Here is a 14,195-nt window from a genome sequence, read left to right on the forward strand (position 1 = left end):
TTAACGGTGATCGGACGTTTACGCGGCACCTTGGCGGAGAAACAACCGCCGCATTTGATTCTGGATGTGAATGGTCTGGGTTATGAGTTGGAAGTACCCATGACAACGTTGTACCGTTTGCCTTCAGTAGGAGAGCCGCTGACGCTGCACACTCATTTGGTCGTGCGTGAAGATGCACAGTTGTTGTATGGCTTCTTTGAGAAGCGTGAGCGTGAGCTGTTTCGCGAGCTGATCCGGCTCAACGGAGTGGGTCCCAAGCTGGCGTTGGCATTGATGTCCGGGCTTGAGGTCGACGAGTTGGTGCGCTGTGTCCAGGCGCAAGATACCTCGGCGCTGGTGAAGATTCCCGGCGTCGGTAAAAAGACTGCGGAACGCTTGCTGGTCGAGCTCAAGGACCGCTTCAAGGCCTGGGAAACCTTGCCAGGCATGACATCTCTGGTGGTGGCGCCTGCGGCTGGAGTGGCTGTACCAAGTGCCGAGAATGACGCGGTAAGTGCGTTGATCTCGCTGGGCTACAAGCCGCAAGAAGCCAGTCGTGCGGTCTCGGCCGTCAAAGAAGATGGTCTGAGCAGTGAAGATTTGATCCGTCGCGCTCTGAAAGGAATGGTTTAAATGATAGAGGCTGACCGCCTGATTACCGCCAGCACGCGCGACCGCGACGAACAGGTCGATCGTGCGATTCGTCCGCTGACGCTAGCTGAATATATCGGCCAGCCAAGTGTGCGTGAGCAAATGGAGCTGTTTATTCAGGCGGCAAGAGGGCGTAAAGAGTCGCTGGATCATACCTTGATATTTGGCCCGCCAGGTTTGGGCAAGACCACGCTGGCCAATATCATCGCCCAAGAGATGAACGTGTCGATCAAAAGCACCTCGGGTCCGGTACTTGAACGGCCTGGTGATCTGGCCGCGCTGCTGACCAATCTTGAGCCGGGCGATGTGCTGTTTATTGATGAGATTCACCGGCTTTCGCCGATTGTCGAAGAAGTGCTGTATCCAGCGATGGAAGATTTCCAGCTCGATATAATGATTGGCGAAGGCCCAGCAGCACGTTCGATCAAGCTTGATCTGCCGCCTTTTACCTTGGTCGGCGCCACCACCCGCGCGGGCATGTTGACCAATCCGCTGCGTGACCGATTCGGTATCGTCCAGCGTCTGGAGTTTTACAACACCGATGATCTGGCGACTATCGTCACCCGTTCAGCTGGTATTTTGAATTTGCCGATAGAGGCGCAGGGCGCATTCGAGATTGCCCGCCGCGCCCGTGGTACGCCGCGTATCGCCAACCGCTTGCTACGCCGCGTGCGTGATTTCGCTGAAGTGCGCAGCAATGGTGATATCAGTCGTCAGGTTGCCGATTTGGCGCTCAATTTGCTGGATGTGGATGAGCGTGGCTTTGATCATCAAGATCGTCGCCTGTTGCTGACCATGATCGAGAAGTTCGATGGCGGTCCGGTAGGGGTTGATAGCTTGGCGGCTGCGATCAGCGAAGAGCGTCACACCATTGAAGATGTGCTGGAGCCGTATCTGATCCAGCAGGGCTACATCATGCGCACCCCAAGGGGGCGTGTCGTTACACGGCATGCTTACTTACATTTTGGACTCAATGTACCGAAGCGTATGGGGGAACTTCCAGCCGCAGATCTGTTCAGTGTTGACGGGGACTCGGTTGTATAACCTGGCCAGTCGTCGGTTGAATAACGGGTGAGTGGTTAGCGATGGCGAAAATATATTTGCTCTACCCAATTGGCAAGACTAGGAGCTAGCACTAAAGTATGCGCGCGCAAAACGGAGTTCAGCCGTTCGCTTATCATTGTCGGGTTTATTACGAAGACACTGATGCCGGCGGTATCGTCTACTACGTCAACTACCTCAAGTTTATGGAACGGGCTCGCACCGAACAGCTGAGATCGCTGGGTTTTTCCCAATCGACGCTGGCAAGTGAGGGCCTGTTATTCGTCGTGCATTCGACTGAAGTGCGTTACCACGCACCGGCGAAGCTCGACGATGAGCTAAAAGTAAGTGCGCAAGTAATTGAATTGAACCGTGTCAGCCTGAAGTTTCGTCAACAAGTCAGGCGGGTTGCGGATGATGTGCTGCTCTGTGAAGGGCAGTTTTTGGTGGCCTGTGTGCGCGCCGACAATTTGAAACCCCGGGCCATTCCCGAAGCTTTGCGCACAGCCTTTGCTGAGCAGAGCGGCGCGGGTACATCTACAGCAGGAGAGTAAGCGTGGAAGCCAACGCCGTTGACCACATGTCGATGTGGAGTTTGATCAGCAATGCCAGCCTGGTTGTTCAGTTGGTAATGTTGACCTTGGTGGCCGCATCGGTCACTTCCTGGATCATGATTTTCCAGCGCACCACCATGCTCCGTGCTGCCAAGCGTTCTCTCGATTCGTTCGAGGAGCGCTTTTGGTCAGGTATCGATTTGTCCAAGCTGTATCGTCAGGCGGGTAGCAATCCTGATCCGGATTCAGGTCTGGAGCAAATATTCCGCGCCGGTTTCAAAGAATTTTCGCGCATGCGTCAGCAGCCAAATGTTCACCCTGATGCGGTCATGGACGGCGTTGCCCGCGCCATGCGTGTGGCTATCTCGCGTGAAGAAGAGAAGCTCGAAACAAGCCTGCCGTTTCTTGCGACCGTGGGTTCAACCAGTCCTTACATCGGCCTGTTCGGCACCGTGTGGGGCATCATGAACTCCTTTCGCGGCTTGGCTCAGGTGCAGCAAGCCACGCTGGCGACTGTAGCGCCAGGCATCGCTGAGGCATTGATTGCGACTGCAATCGGCCTGTTTGCAGCGATTCCAGCGGTAATCGCCTACAACCGTTTCTCTTCGCGCGGTGAAATGTTCATTGCTCGCTATTACACATTCGCCGACGAATTCCACGCGATCCTGCACCGTAAAGTACATACAACAGAAGACTGACCGCCAGTTGATTTGATAGCGGGCGTCAGCTGTTTAGCGAGGGTCAGGCGGGCAATAACCGCACGCCAACCACTCAACGCTGACGCGGTATTCTGCCAAGGGCTGGTTTAGCTGTTGGCTCACTCGATAGGTTTTTAAGCGATGGCCAGAATTCGTAACAGACGCAAGCCGGTCGCCGAGATGAACGTGGTGCCCTACATCGACGTGATGTTGGTGCTGCTGGTTATCTTCATGGTGACTGCGCCAATGCTCAACCAAGGAGTCAAGGTCGATCTGCCGCAAGTCAGCAGCCAGACTTTGCCGCAGGACAACGACGCGCAAGTCTTGACGATCTCGATCAAGGCCGACAAGTCGTATTACTGGAACATGGGAACTGAAGTCGACACCGACACCGTGCAGGATCAAGCGGTATCGCTCGACGGCATGACTCAGGCGGTAACAGCGATCATCAATGAGAGTCGTCGCCAGGGCAAACAGGTTCAGGTGTTTGTACGCGGTGATAAATCGGTCGACTACGGCACGGTGATGGCTGCCATGGGTGGTTTGCAGCAGGCTGACGTGGGTAACGTCGGGCTGATTACCGAGGCCCCGTAATGCGCGAGCAACGTGAGCGCTCCACCTCAGAAAACTATTTCTGGCCGATTGTCTGGGCAGTAGCCCTGCACACGTTGATGTTCGGCATGCTGTTTGTCAGTTTTGCTTTTGCCCCCGACCTGCCACCTGCCAAGCCGATCGTTCAGGCGACGTTGTATCAGCTTAAATCGCAGAGTCAGGCGACCACGCAGACCAACCAGAAAATTGCCGGTGAAAAGAAGAAAACAGCCGCTCCGCAGTACGAAGCGGAGCAGTTGGAGCTGAAAAAGGCTGAAGAACAGAAAGTAGCGGCGGCCAAGGCAACGGAACAAAAGAAAGCAGAGGAAGCTCAAAAAGCCGATGCTGCGAAGAAGGCTGACGCGGCCAAAAAGGCGGAAGCAGCCAAGGCTGATGCAGCGAAAAAGGCCGCAATAGCCAAGAAAGCCGATGACGCCGCCAAGAAAAAAGCGGCCGAGGACGCCAAGAAGAAGGCGGAAGAAGACGCCAAGAAAAAAGCAGCTGAGGACGCAAAAAAGAAAGCGGCCGAAGACGCGAAGAAAAAGAAGGCAGCGGAGGACGCCAAGAAAAAGGCCGCCGAAGAGGCGCGCCGTAAAGCTGTAGAGGATAAAAAAGCCGCTGCTTTGGCTGAGTTGCTCTCTGATGATGTGGGCCACCAGCAAGCATTGGCTGATGAAGTCGGTGATAAAGTGGCTGGCAGCCTTGATGACCTGATCATCAAGCTGGTCAGTGAACAATGGCGTCGTCCGCCTTCGGCACGTAATGGAATGAGTGTTGAAGTGCTGATAGAGATGTTGCCGGATGGCACCATCACCAATGCCACTGTGTCGCGCTCCAGTGGCGATGCACCTTTTGATAATTCAGCCGTACAAGCCGTGCGTAACGTCGGCCGTATCTCTGAGATGCAACAACTTGATCGTGCAACGTTTGACAGCCAGTACCGTAAGCGTCGCGCCATCTTCAAACCGGAGGATTTAGATCTGTGAATACCCTGATGCGTATCGTTCTACTGAGTTTGACCATGATGGTCGGCGCAGTACAGGCGGCTGATCCACTGGTCATTAGCACCGGTACAGACCGCGCTACGCCAATTGCTGTGGTGCCTTTTGGATGGCAGGGCGGCAGTGTGCTGCCTGATGATATTGCCGAGATTGTCGGCAATGACCTGCGCAACTCAGGTGTATTCGAGCCCATTCCTCGTCAGAACATGATCAGCCAGCCGACCCAGGCCAGCGAAGTGATCTACCGCGACTGGAAAGCGGTCAACGCGCAGTATGTTCTGGTCGGTAGCATGGTGCCTGCTGGTGGCCGTATTCAGGTGCAATACGCACTGTTTAACGTGGCCACTGAGCAGCAGGTGATGACCGGTACTGTTGGCGGTACGACTGATCAGCTGCGTGACATGGCGCATTACATCTCCGATCAGGCGTTTGAGAAGCTCACCGGCGTCAAGGGTGCATTCTCAACTCGCTTGCTCTATGTCACGGCTGAGCGTTTTTCAGTGGATAACACGCGCTACACCCTGCAGCGTTCGGACTACGACGGCGCTCGCGCTGTAACCCTGTTGCAGTCGCGTGAGCCAATCCTGTCGCCTTCGTTCGCGCCGGATGGCAAGCGTATTGCCTATGTGTCGTTCGAGCAGCGTCGCCCGCGCATCTTCGTCCAGCATATCGATACCGGTCGTCGTGAGCAGATCACCAATTTTGAAGGTCTCAATGGCGCTCCAGCCTGGTCTCCGGATGGCAATCGCCTGGCATTTGTTTTGTCCAAAGACGGCAACCCGGAAATCTACGTGATGGATATGGCATCCAAGTCATTGCGCCGGGTGACGAACCAGTTTGGTATTGATACCGAACCGTTCTGGGGTAAAGATGGTCAAACTATCTACTTCACATCGGATCGTGGCGGCAAGCCACAGATCTATAAAACCAATATCAATAGCGGTTCAGTTGAACGTGTAACGTTTGTAGGTAACTACAACGCCAACCCAAAACTGTCTGCTGATGAGAAAACCTTGGTCATGATTCATCGCCAAGAGGGCTTCACCAACTTCAAAGTAGCGGCTCAAGACCTGCAGCGCGGAAACGTGCGGATACTTTCATCTACAAATTTGGATGAATCACCCACTGTTGCGCCTAATGGCACCATGATAATCTTCGCAACCCGCCAGCAGGGTCGGGGAGTCTTGATGTTAGCGTCCGTAAATGGTCGCGTCAGGCTCCCTCTTCCTACCGCTCAAGGCGAAGTTCGAGAGCCTTCCTGGTCCCCCTACCTGAACTGATGCGGCGTTGTACATTTGTTACTTTGCAATTTTGCTTAACACACTGGGGTTCATTAGGAGCTATATGATGGAAATGCTGAAATTTGGTAAGTTTGCTGCGCTGAGCTTGGCTCTGGCTGTTGCTGTTGGTTGTTCTTCTAAAGGCGGCGATACCGCTGGCGAAGGCGCAATCGATCCTAACGCTGGTTACGGTGCTGACGCGGGTTCGGTTGACGGCAACATGAGCGAAGAAGCTGCTCTGCGTGCTATCACTACTTTCTACTTCGAATACGACAGTTCGGACCTGAAGCCAGAAGCCATGCGCGCTCTGGACGTTCACGCTAAAGACCTGAAAGGCAATGGCGCTCGCGTCGTTCTGGAAGGCAACACCGACGAGCGCGGTACGCGTGAATACAACATGGCTCTGGGCGAGCGTCGTGCGAAAGCCGTTCAACGCTACCTGGTTCTGCAGGGCGTTTCTCCTGCTCAGCTGGAACTGGTTTCCTACGGCGAAGAACGTCCAGTTTCGACTGGCAACGACGAACAGTCGTGGGCTCAGAACCGTCGCGTCGAACTGCGTAAGTAATTCGATATGCAAAAGTGCCGACGTCTCGTAAGCCTACTCGCTCTCAGCCTGCCACTTGTGGCCTGGGCTGAGGTTCCAGTTGTCGACAGTAACTCGGGCAGCTATCCAGCCCCGAGTTATGAGGCGTCCGGCGCTTATGCAGGAGGCGGAGCGCAAGCTCCGGCCTCTGCGCAGAGCATGCTATTCAATCAGTTGCAGCAGATGCAGGACGAGATCGGCCGGCTGCGCGGCATGCTTGAAGAGCAGCAAAACGATATTCAGCGGATGAAACAAGAGAACCTTGAGCGGTACAAGGACCTTGATCAACGGCTGAGCAGTGGGGCAGCGGGTGCGGGTGCTGCAGCTACACAGAATTCTTCAGCGGATGGCGCTACAAGCGCCGACGCGACGCCAAACTCCCAGCCAGCAGCTGGGGCCAGTGAGCCAGATCCAGAGAAGGAAAAGCTGTTTTATGACGCTGCCTTCGACCTGATCAAGGCTAAAGATTTTGACAAAGCCAATCAGGCGTTCAGCGCTTTTTTGCGTAAGTACCCTAAAAGCCAATATGCTGGCAATGCCCAGTACTGGTTGGGTGAGGTCAACCTGGCTCAAGGCAATCTGCAAGGTGCCGCACAGGCATTTGCCGACGTTGCCCAAAAGTACCCACAGCACAGCAAAGTGCCTGATTCGATGTTCAAGCTGGGCGATGTTGAGCAGCGCCTAGGTGATCAGGCCAAGGCTAAGAGCACATTCCAGCAAGTGATTGCGCAATACCCGAATTCATCTGCAGCGCAGCTTGCCCAGCGCAACCTGCAGCGGATGTAGCTTAAATTCTTCGTGCAGTGGTTTGATGTTTGAATTGAAATTGAAATTGAAATTGTAAAAGACGCCGTGCCCAAACTGAGCGCGGCGTTTTCATTGGTGGATAGGCTAACTGTGCTTGTCCTGGGTGTTATTCGTAATGATTAACACCTTTCTTTCCCGCAACGGAGGCGGACAGCCTGTTTAGCTGTTACGCCCGTGGCTTATATGCAAAAGACCCTGCGCATCACCGAGATATTTTTCTCGCTGCAGGGGGAGACGCGTACTGCTGGTTTACCCACAGTATTCGTGCGCCTGACTGGCTGCCCCCTGCGTTGTCAATATTGCGACACCGCCTACGCCTTCAATGGCGGCGAGTTGATGTCGCTTGACGCCATCATCGAAAAGATCGCCAGCTATTCACCGCGATACGTGTGTGTCACCGGTGGCGAACCCTTGGCCCAACCAAACTGCATCCCTCTGCTTGAGCGCCTGTGTGACGCTGGCTTTGAGGTGTCGCTGGAAACCAGTGGCGCGCTCGACGTTTCAGCGGTTGACGCGCGTGTGAGCAAGGTTCTTGACCTGAAAACACCGGGTTCAGCGGAAGTGGCGCGCAATCGCTACGAGAATATTGACCTGCTAACCCGCAATGACCAGGTCAAGTTCGTCATTTGCTCCCGTGAAGATTACGACTGGGCGACGACTAAACTGATTCAGTATCGGCTCAATGAGCGTGCCGGTGAGGTGCTGTTTTCGCCAAGCCACCAGCAAGTCAGCGCGCGTGATCTGGCTGACTGGATCGTCGCCGACAATTTGCCGGTTCGCCTGCAATTGCAGTTGCACAAAATTCTCTGGAATGACGAGCAAGGCCGTTAACTGGCCCCAGTGATTTTATGCCGACGCAGGATTTGCGTTGTAAGCCTTCAATCTGAGCATGGCGTCCTAAGCTAAGGCGCGAGGATTCAATATGAGTATTAAACGAGCTGTCATCTTACTTTCCGGCGGCCTTGATTCGGCAACCGTGGTCGCTCTGGCCAAAGCCGAGGGTTATGCCTGCTACACCATGAGTTTTGATTACGGTCAGCGCCACCGCTCCGAGTTGCAGGCTGCAGAGCATGTCGCCAAGCAGTTGGGGGTCGTCGAGCACAAGGTGATTGGTTTAAACCTTAACGGCATGGGCGGTTCGGCATTGACTGACAACAGCATCGATGTGCCTGAGGCGCCGTCTGAAGGCATTCCAGTGACTTACGTGCCTGCGCGTAACACTGTTTTCCTCTCGTTGGCGCTCGGTTGGGCAGAGGTGCTGGGCGCGCGTGATATTTTTATCGGCGTCAATGCCGTGGACTATTCGGGTTACCCGGATTGCCGCCCAGAATTTGTCGAAGCATTCGAGCGCATGGCCAATTTAGCGACCAAGGCCGGTGTAGAAGGCAATGGATTTCGGATACAGGCACCACTGCAAAACATGAGCAAGGCGCAAATAGTTCAGGCCGGGATTGCCCATGGCGTTGAGTACGCTTTGACTGTGTCCTGTTACCAGGCAGACGACCAGGGTAGAGCCTGTGGCAAGTGCGACAGTTGCCGCTTGCGCAGTGAGGGATTCATTGCCGCGGGCGTTGCCGATCCAACCCGATATGCCTAAAAAAATGCGTTAAAGGGTTGAAATGCTGAGTTAAATCAGTATTATGCGCCTCCGCAACGGGTCGTTAGCTCAGTTGGTAGAGCAGTTGGCTTTTAACCAATTGGTCGTAGGTTCGAATCCCACACGACCCACCATATTGCCTTCATAGTCAGATTGCTTGGCTGTAAAGGGAGAAAGCCCGAGTGTTCTCTTGCAGAACCTCGGGTTTTTTTGTGCCTTTTGTTTGTGCGCTGGCTAGGTAGGTCATGCTGTTTGAGCAAACTTGCCTGAACGCGATATTATGCCCGCCGCTACCCCAATCGAGGCCTGAAGATAACAGGCCCGCTCCAGCCTCTACGCTTGTACACCTGTCTGTTCGGCGCTTGTATTGCCAGCAGCAGGGGTATACTTGAATCCCGTGCTGATAGACCGTTACAGGGCCTGATGACATGACGCAGATTTCCGAACGCCTTCTGGTTCAGGCGCACCTAGACGCCAAGCAACCGGCGCCACTGACCGCCGAGCAAGAGGCGTTTTATCGCGCTGAAATTGCCGCGGAGCTAAAAAAGCAGAACGCTGTGCTGGTCGCGCATTATTACTGTGATCCGGTGCTGCAAGCGCTGGCCGAAGAAACCGGTGGCTGTGTTTCCGACTCACTGGAGATGGCACGTTTTGGTAACCAGCACGAGGCCCAAACCGTGCTGGTGGCAGGCGTTAAGTTCATGGGCGAGACGGCGAAGATTCTCAATCCTGAAAAGCGCGTGCTGATGCCGACGCTGGAAGCCACTTGTTCGTTGGATCTGGGTTGCCCTATCAATGAGTTTGCTGCTTTTTGTGATCAACATCCTGAGCGCACCGTGGTGGTGTACGCCAATACTTCAGCAGCGGTTAAAGCGCGTGCCGACTGGGTGGTGACATCAAGCTGCGCGGTCGAGATCGTCGAGCACCTGATGGACAACGGTGAAAAGATCATCTGGGCACCGGACCAGCACCTGGGGCGTTATATCCAGAACAAGACCGGCGCCGACATGCTGTTGTGGGACGGCGCCTGCATCGTCCACGAAGAGTTCAAGGCCAAGCAGCTTGAAGACATGAAGGCGCTGTATCCAGACGCTGCCGTGTTGGTTCACCCGGAATCACCGACTGCGGTGATTGAGTTGGCGGATGCAGTCGGTTCGACCAGCCAGTTGATCGCGGCGGCGCAAAGCCTGCCGAACAAGAAATTTATCGTCGCAACCGATCGCGGCATCTTCTACAAGATGCAGCAGTTGTGCCCGGATAAAGAGTTTGTCGAGGCGCCGACCGCAGGTAACGGCGCGGCATGCCGGAGTTGCGCGCATTGCCCGTGGATGGCAATGAACACCCTTGAGCGTACGCTGAGCTGCTTGCGTGAAGGCAGCAATGAAATCTTTGTTGATTCAGCGCTGATTCCCAAAGCAATCAAACCGCTGACGCGCATGCTTGAGTTCACCAAGGCAGCGCGCATGAGGCTGTCCGGCAACGCCTAAGGCAGTTGTTCAATCACCCTTGCTGTCAACGAGCTGTGCTTATCGTTGAGTGCATTGCTGTTGGGTTCGCGGCGGACAAGCATGGCGTTGTCCGTCGCTTAGTCGATTAATTGAGCATTTCGTCGATCATGCGTTTCTCGGCAACCAGCTCACGCTGGCGAGCATCAATCCGTGAGGCCAGTTGGAAGTTGTTGGTGGCGCGGCGTTTGGCGTAGTCGAGTTGTTCGATGGCCTGCTTGTAGTCGCCAACCAAGGCAAAGAACTCAGCACGTGCTTGGTGCAGGCCGATCCTGTCGCCGCTTAGGCCACGTACTTCTGCGACCTGGTACCAGACGTCAGGATCTTTCGGTCGCGACTTGAGCAGGGCGTTGAGCTTGCTCTCGGCGTCTTGAGTACGGCCTTGGCGGATCATCAGGTCGACCCGTGCCTGATTCAGTGGATAATTGTCAGGAGAGTCGCGCAGCATCCGTTCGAGACGACTTTGTGCGTCGCTCAAGCGGCTGGCCGCGGTATCCAGGCTAACCTGGGCGAGATTGTAGGGAACTGATTTTGGGGACTTGCTCAGCAACTGTTTCAGAATCTCACCGGCTTCTTTCTGGCGACCACCTTTGATCAGTGCAATGGCCAGGCCATAGCGTGCGGCGTCGTTACTTGGATCTTCTGTCAGCTCTGCGCGGAAACGTTTTGCCGCCAGCCCCGGCGTGCCTTCATAAAACAGCTGCACCCGTGCGCGCATGATCTGATATTCCAGACTGTCTTCCTTGCCGCCGCTAGGCAACTGTGCAGCGCGGTTGCGGGTATCGGCGATACGTGACTCGGACACGGGGTGAGTCAGCAGGAACTCGGGAGGCATGCGGTCGTAACGGTATTGGCGCATCAAATGCTCAAACATCGTTGGCATGGCCTTGGGGTCGTAACCGGCTTTCTCCAGGTTGATAATGCCGATGCGGTCGGCTTCTGCTTCATTTTGCCGGGAAAAGCGCCGCTGTTCCTGAATCGCCGCCGCCTGTGTCGAGGCGATCGCCGCAATACCGGCGTCACCTGCGCCCGCTGCTGCTGCGACAATCCCCGCGAGCATCGCCGCCATCACCGGCAGCTGCATGCGTTGCTGGGCTTCGAGGCCGCGAGCAAAGTGGCGTTGCGATAAGTGAGCTAATTCGTGAGCGAGTACCGAGGCGTATTCGGCTTCAGTTTCGGCATACAGGAACAAGCCGCCGTTAACCCCGATAATTCCACCCGGTGCGGCGAATGCGTTGATTTGCGGGCTGTTCAACAGGACAAACTCAAGCCGACGGTCATTCAGCTGGCTGCTTTCACTGAGCCGATAAACGCTCGTCTCGACGAAGTCTTTGAGCTGCGGGTCGGATAACTGGCTGACCTGACCGCGTAACAAACTCAACCAGGCTCTGCCCAACTGATGCTCTTGCTGGGGGGAGACGATTGCCGAGCTGGCGTCGCCTAATGACGGCAAGTCGTTGGCAGCCTGAGCCGAGGCTGACAGGCAGGCAAGCGTCAAAAGTGCAGGGCGCAGGAAGTTCATTCAAGGTGCTCTTGGTTTTTCTAGTGTCCCTACTGTAGCTGTGATCAGGTTGCGATGACCAGAGCCTCCAGGAAACCGTTGAAAACTTCAGTGAAAGATATTGTTGCGGCAGCCGTTCGTTGCGGCAGCCGTTTGCTGCGGCAGCCGTTTGCTGGGGCAGCCCGTCGCTGCGGCAATCGGCATTGCGGCAGCCGACGCTGGAGCTGGAGAGCCCTTTGCTAGTCAACACATGCTACAGCGAGTGTTTGTGCCTTGCGCTTCGGTTGTTTTTCCTTCCTTTGGCGGCTCCACTGAGCATGGCATCCTTGGGTTACATCGCGTATGTTGCGCTCCGACAATCGTACCTGAGCGCGCATGTGGGTTATTCGGTTGTTAGTCATGAAATAACCGGTAAAGATATCAAGCATATTATTCGGCAGAATTTTGGAGATAGTTTGATGGCTGATGTGCAAGATTCGCCTCCAGCGTTTGATGCAGAAGTCGATGCCAGCGGTTTGAATTGCCCGATGCCACTGCTTAAAGCCAAACTTGAGTTGAATAAACTGGTTAGTGGCAATGTGCTCAAAGTGACCGCAACGGATGCTGGCTCACAGCGCGATTTTCGCGCTTTCGCTACTCTGGCTGGCCACGGCCTGTTGCACGAAGAAGTGCAGGGCGGGGTTTATCGTTATTGGTTACGCAAAGCTTAAGCGATACCGGTTGGTAGTGCGGCTTATTATCGGTTGATCAAGGATTTTTAATGCTCAAGGTTTTACGCGATTGGCTACACCGTTACTTCTCTGACGAGCAGGCGGTGATACTGGCAGTTTTACTGGTTGTTGGCTTTGGCTTGATTTTGACCTTGGGCGGCATGTTGGCGCCTGTACTAACGGGTCTGGTTTTGGCTTTTTTAATGCAAGGCATGGTCAGTGCGCTTGAGCGCATCCGCGTGCCGCATATTATTTCGGTATGGCTGGTCTTTGCCTTATTTGTCAGCGGTCTTGCGTTAATCATTCTGGGGTTGATGCCGTTGCTCTGGCATCAACTCAGCACGTTATTTAATGAGCTGCCGCGCATGCTGGGCGAGTGGCAATCATTGTTTATGATGCTGCCTGAGCGTTATCCGGGCTTGGTCACCGAGCAACAGGTCTTGCAGTCGATCGAGTCGCTGCGTGGCGGGGCAGGGCGGTTCGGTCAGTGGGCGTTGTCATTTTCGCTGTCGAGTCTGCCGGTGTTGATCAGTGTCATGATCTATCTGGTGCTGGTGCCGATTCTGGTGTTTTTCTTCCTCAAGGACCGCGAAGTCATCGGTCAATGGTTTCGGGGGTATCTGCCGCAAGAACGCACCCTGATCAGCCAAGTCGCAACGGAGATGAACAAGCAGATCGCCAATTACATTCGCGGCAAAGTGATCGAAATTATCATTTGCGGTGTGGTGACCTACATTGCCTTTGCGGCGTTAGGCCTCAACTATCCAGCTTTGTTGGCGCTGGCTGTGGGTTTGTCAGTTGTGGTGCCGTATATCGGCGCCGTCGTGGTGACGGTGCCGGTGGCGCTGATTGGCTTGTTCCAGTGGGGCTTTGGCGATCAGTTTCTTTACTTGATGCTGGTTTACTCGATCATCCAGGCGCTCGATGGCAATGTGCTGGTGCCGCTGCTGTTCTCTGAGGCGGTCAATCTGCATCCAGTGGCGATCATCTGTGCGGTATTGCTGTTCGGCGGCCTCTGGGGCTTCTGGGGCGTGTTCTTTGCGATTCCATTGGCAACCCTGTTCAAGGCACTTTTGGACGCGTGGCCGCGAGTGGAGATTATCGAGACTGCTCAGCAACCCTGTTCATAGCCAACAGCGTTGGTGGTTTTATCTACTAAACGCAGCGCACAAAAAAGGCCACTTAAACAGTGGCCTTTTTCGTACTTAGGGTAATCAGGCTATATTAAGTGCTTGTGCCGCCGCGAGCACGGCATCAACGTGCCCCGGGACTTTTACCCCGCGCCACTCCTGGCGCAGCACACCGTTTTTGTCGATCAGGAAGGTGCTGCGATCAACGCCCATGTATTCCTTGCCATAAAGCTTTTTCAGCTTGATCACATCGAACAGCTTACACACAGCTTCGTCTTTGTCGGAGATCAGCTCAAACGGAAAACCCTGTTTGGCTTTGAAGTTTTCGTGGGACTTCAAGCCGTCACGCGACACCCCGAAGATCAGCGTGTTGGCTGCTTGGAATTCGGCAAACTGATCCCGAAAGCCCTGGCCTTCAGTGGTGCAGCCCGGTGTGCTGTCCTTTGGATAGAAGTAGATCACCACTTGTTGACCTTTGAGCGCTGACAGCTGGATCTGCTGTTCGCTGGTGGCCGGAGCCAGGAAATCGGTGACGGGGGCGTCAATCTTCACTGTCATACAAAACTC

Annotated in this window: 16 protein-coding genes and 1 tRNA gene; 15 read left to right on the forward strand and 2 right to left on the reverse strand. The window is 54.8% G+C overall.

The window, feature by feature from the left end:
• Positions 1-6 precede the first annotated feature (6 nt).
• From ruvA to nadA, 13 genes are all read left to right on the forward strand, one after another.
• On the forward strand, positions 7-612 hold the full coding sequence (gene ruvA / locus ACN0UH_RS16060; RefSeq protein WP_417663000.1) for a Holliday junction branch migration protein RuvA: 606 nt from the start codon (positions 7-9) through the stop codon (positions 610-612).
• On the forward strand, positions 613-1,674 hold the full coding sequence (gene ruvB / locus ACN0UH_RS16065; RefSeq protein ID WP_417663001.1) for a Holliday junction branch migration DNA helicase RuvB: 1,062 nt from the start codon (positions 613-615) through the stop codon (positions 1,672-1,674).
• Positions 1,675-1,772: 98 nt separating this feature from the next.
• Complete coding sequence (ybgC, locus tag ACN0UH_RS16070; RefSeq protein ID WP_417663002.1) at positions 1,773-2,225, forward strand: tol-pal system-associated acyl-CoA thioesterase; 453 nt, start codon at positions 1,773-1,775, stop codon at positions 2,223-2,225.
• 2 nt (positions 2,226-2,227) lie between these two features.
• Entirely contained in the window at positions 2,228-2,923 is a 696-nt protein-coding gene (tolQ, locus tag ACN0UH_RS16075; protein ID WP_417663003.1) for a protein TolQ, read from the forward strand.
• A 141-nt stretch (positions 2,924-3,064) separates the two neighbouring features.
• Positions 3,065-3,517, forward strand: coding sequence for a protein TolR (tolR, locus tag ACN0UH_RS16080; RefSeq protein ID WP_417663004.1), 453 nt, complete (start codon positions 3,065-3,067; stop codon positions 3,515-3,517).
• A complete protein-coding gene (gene tolA / locus ACN0UH_RS16085) occupies positions 3,517-4,500 on the forward strand; it encodes a cell envelope integrity protein TolA (RefSeq protein ID WP_417663005.1) in 984 nt (327 codons plus the stop codon). Before tolR ends, tolA begins: the two co-directional genes overlap by 1 nt.
• Positions 4,497-5,795 carry a Tol-Pal system beta propeller repeat protein TolB gene (gene tolB, locus ACN0UH_RS16090; RefSeq protein ID WP_417663006.1) on the forward strand — a complete coding sequence of 433 codons (1,299 nt, stop codon included), beginning with the start codon at positions 4,497-4,499 and terminating at the stop codon, positions 5,793-5,795. Before tolA ends, tolB begins: the two co-directional genes overlap by 4 nt.
• Positions 5,796-5,862: 67 nt before the next feature.
• The gene (gene pal / locus ACN0UH_RS16095; RefSeq protein ID WP_087516229.1) at positions 5,863-6,360 is read left to right on the forward strand and encodes a peptidoglycan-associated lipoprotein Pal; all 498 of its coding nucleotides are present in this window, start codon (positions 5,863-5,865) and stop codon (positions 6,358-6,360) included.
• A 6-nt stretch (positions 6,361-6,366) separates the two neighbouring features.
• The gene (gene ybgF / locus ACN0UH_RS16100) at positions 6,367-7,164 is read left to right on the forward strand and encodes a tol-pal system protein YbgF (protein ID WP_417663007.1); all 798 of its coding nucleotides are present in this window, start codon (positions 6,367-6,369) and stop codon (positions 7,162-7,164) included.
• A gap of 204 nt (positions 7,165-7,368) precedes the next feature.
• On the forward strand, positions 7,369-8,016 hold the full coding sequence (queE, locus tag ACN0UH_RS16105; protein WP_417663008.1) for a 7-carboxy-7-deazaguanine synthase QueE: 648 nt from the start codon (positions 7,369-7,371) through the stop codon (positions 8,014-8,016).
• Positions 8,017-8,107: 91 nt separating this feature from the next.
• Complete coding sequence (gene queC, locus ACN0UH_RS16110; RefSeq protein WP_417663009.1) at positions 8,108-8,782, forward strand: 7-cyano-7-deazaguanine synthase QueC; 675 nt, start codon at positions 8,108-8,110, stop codon at positions 8,780-8,782.
• A 58-nt stretch (positions 8,783-8,840) separates the two neighbouring features.
• Positions 8,841-8,916: transfer RNA gene (locus ACN0UH_RS16115), tRNA-Lys, on the forward strand.
• Between the two features lie 294 nt (positions 8,917-9,210).
• Entirely contained in the window at positions 9,211-10,269 is a 1,059-nt protein-coding gene (gene nadA / locus ACN0UH_RS16120) for a quinolinate synthase NadA (protein WP_417663010.1), read from the forward strand.
• A gap of 106 nt (positions 10,270-10,375) precedes the next feature.
• Here the strand turns inward: nadA and ACN0UH_RS16125 are convergent, their stop codons facing one another.
• Positions 10,376-11,809 (reverse strand): M48 family metalloprotease, encoded by a 1,434-nt coding sequence (locus ACN0UH_RS16125; RefSeq protein ID WP_417663011.1) that lies wholly within the window; start codon positions 11,807-11,809, stop codon positions 10,376-10,378.
• A gap of 437 nt (positions 11,810-12,246) precedes the next feature.
• Here ACN0UH_RS16125 and ACN0UH_RS16130 point away from each other — a divergent pair, with 437 nt between their 5' ends.
• Positions 12,247-12,498 (forward strand): sulfurtransferase TusA family protein, encoded by a 252-nt coding sequence (locus ACN0UH_RS16130; protein WP_417663012.1) that lies wholly within the window; start codon positions 12,247-12,249, stop codon positions 12,496-12,498.
• Positions 12,499-12,548: 50 nt separating this feature from the next.
• Positions 12,549-13,628: an AI-2E family transporter gene (locus ACN0UH_RS16135; RefSeq protein ID WP_417663013.1), complete on the forward strand. Its 1,080-nt coding sequence runs from the start codon at positions 12,549-12,551 to the stop codon at positions 13,626-13,628.
• A gap of 84 nt (positions 13,629-13,712) precedes the next feature.
• Here the strand turns inward: ACN0UH_RS16135 and ACN0UH_RS16140 are convergent, their stop codons facing one another.
• Entirely contained in the window at positions 13,713-14,186 is a 474-nt protein-coding gene (locus ACN0UH_RS16140) for a peroxiredoxin (protein WP_417663014.1), read from the reverse strand.
• Positions 14,187-14,195: the final 9 nt, after the last annotated feature.

This window comes from Pseudomonas sp. (assembly GCF_048265905.1).
GTDB lineage: Bacteria > Pseudomonadota > Gammaproteobacteria > Pseudomonadales > Pseudomonadaceae > Aquipseudomonas.

Excerpts from the sequence above, each read along its gene's own strand:
- ybgC (WP_417663002.1), top strand. The coding sequence starts at position 1,773 with ATGCGCGCGCAAAACGGAGTTCAGCCGTTCGCTTATCATTGTCGGGTT.
- ruvB (WP_417663001.1), top strand. The coding sequence starts at position 613 with ATGATAGAGGCTGACCGCCTGATTACCGCCAGCACGCGCGACCGCGAC.
- queC (WP_417663009.1), top strand. The coding sequence starts at position 8,108 with ATGAGTATTAAACGAGCTGTCATCTTACTTTCCGGCGGCCTTGATTCG.
- pal (WP_087516229.1), top strand. The coding sequence starts at position 5,863 with ATGGAAATGCTGAAATTTGGTAAGTTTGCTGCGCTGAGCTTGGCTCTG.
- tolR (WP_417663004.1), top strand. The coding sequence starts at position 3,065 with ATGGCCAGAATTCGTAACAGACGCAAGCCGGTCGCCGAGATGAACGTG.
- nadA (WP_417663010.1), top strand. The coding sequence starts at position 9,211 with ATGACGCAGATTTCCGAACGCCTTCTGGTTCAGGCGCACCTAGACGCC.
- ACN0UH_RS16130 (WP_417663012.1), top strand. The coding sequence starts at position 12,247 with ATGGCTGATGTGCAAGATTCGCCTCCAGCGTTTGATGCAGAAGTCGAT.
- ACN0UH_RS16140 (WP_417663014.1), bottom strand. The coding sequence starts at position 14,186 with ATGACAGTGAAGATTGACGCCCCCGTCACCGATTTCCTGGCTCCGGCC.
- ACN0UH_RS16135 (WP_417663013.1), top strand. The coding sequence starts at position 12,549 with ATGCTCAAGGTTTTACGCGATTGGCTACACCGTTACTTCTCTGACGAG.
- queE (WP_417663008.1), top strand. The coding sequence starts at position 7,369 with ATGCAAAAGACCCTGCGCATCACCGAGATATTTTTCTCGCTGCAGGGG.
- ybgF (WP_417663007.1), top strand. The coding sequence starts at position 6,367 with ATGCAAAAGTGCCGACGTCTCGTAAGCCTACTCGCTCTCAGCCTGCCA.
- tolA (WP_417663005.1), top strand. The coding sequence starts at position 3,517 with ATGCGCGAGCAACGTGAGCGCTCCACCTCAGAAAACTATTTCTGGCCG.
- ACN0UH_RS16125 (WP_417663011.1), bottom strand. The coding sequence starts at position 11,809 with ATGAACTTCCTGCGCCCTGCACTTTTGACGCTTGCCTGCCTGTCAGCC.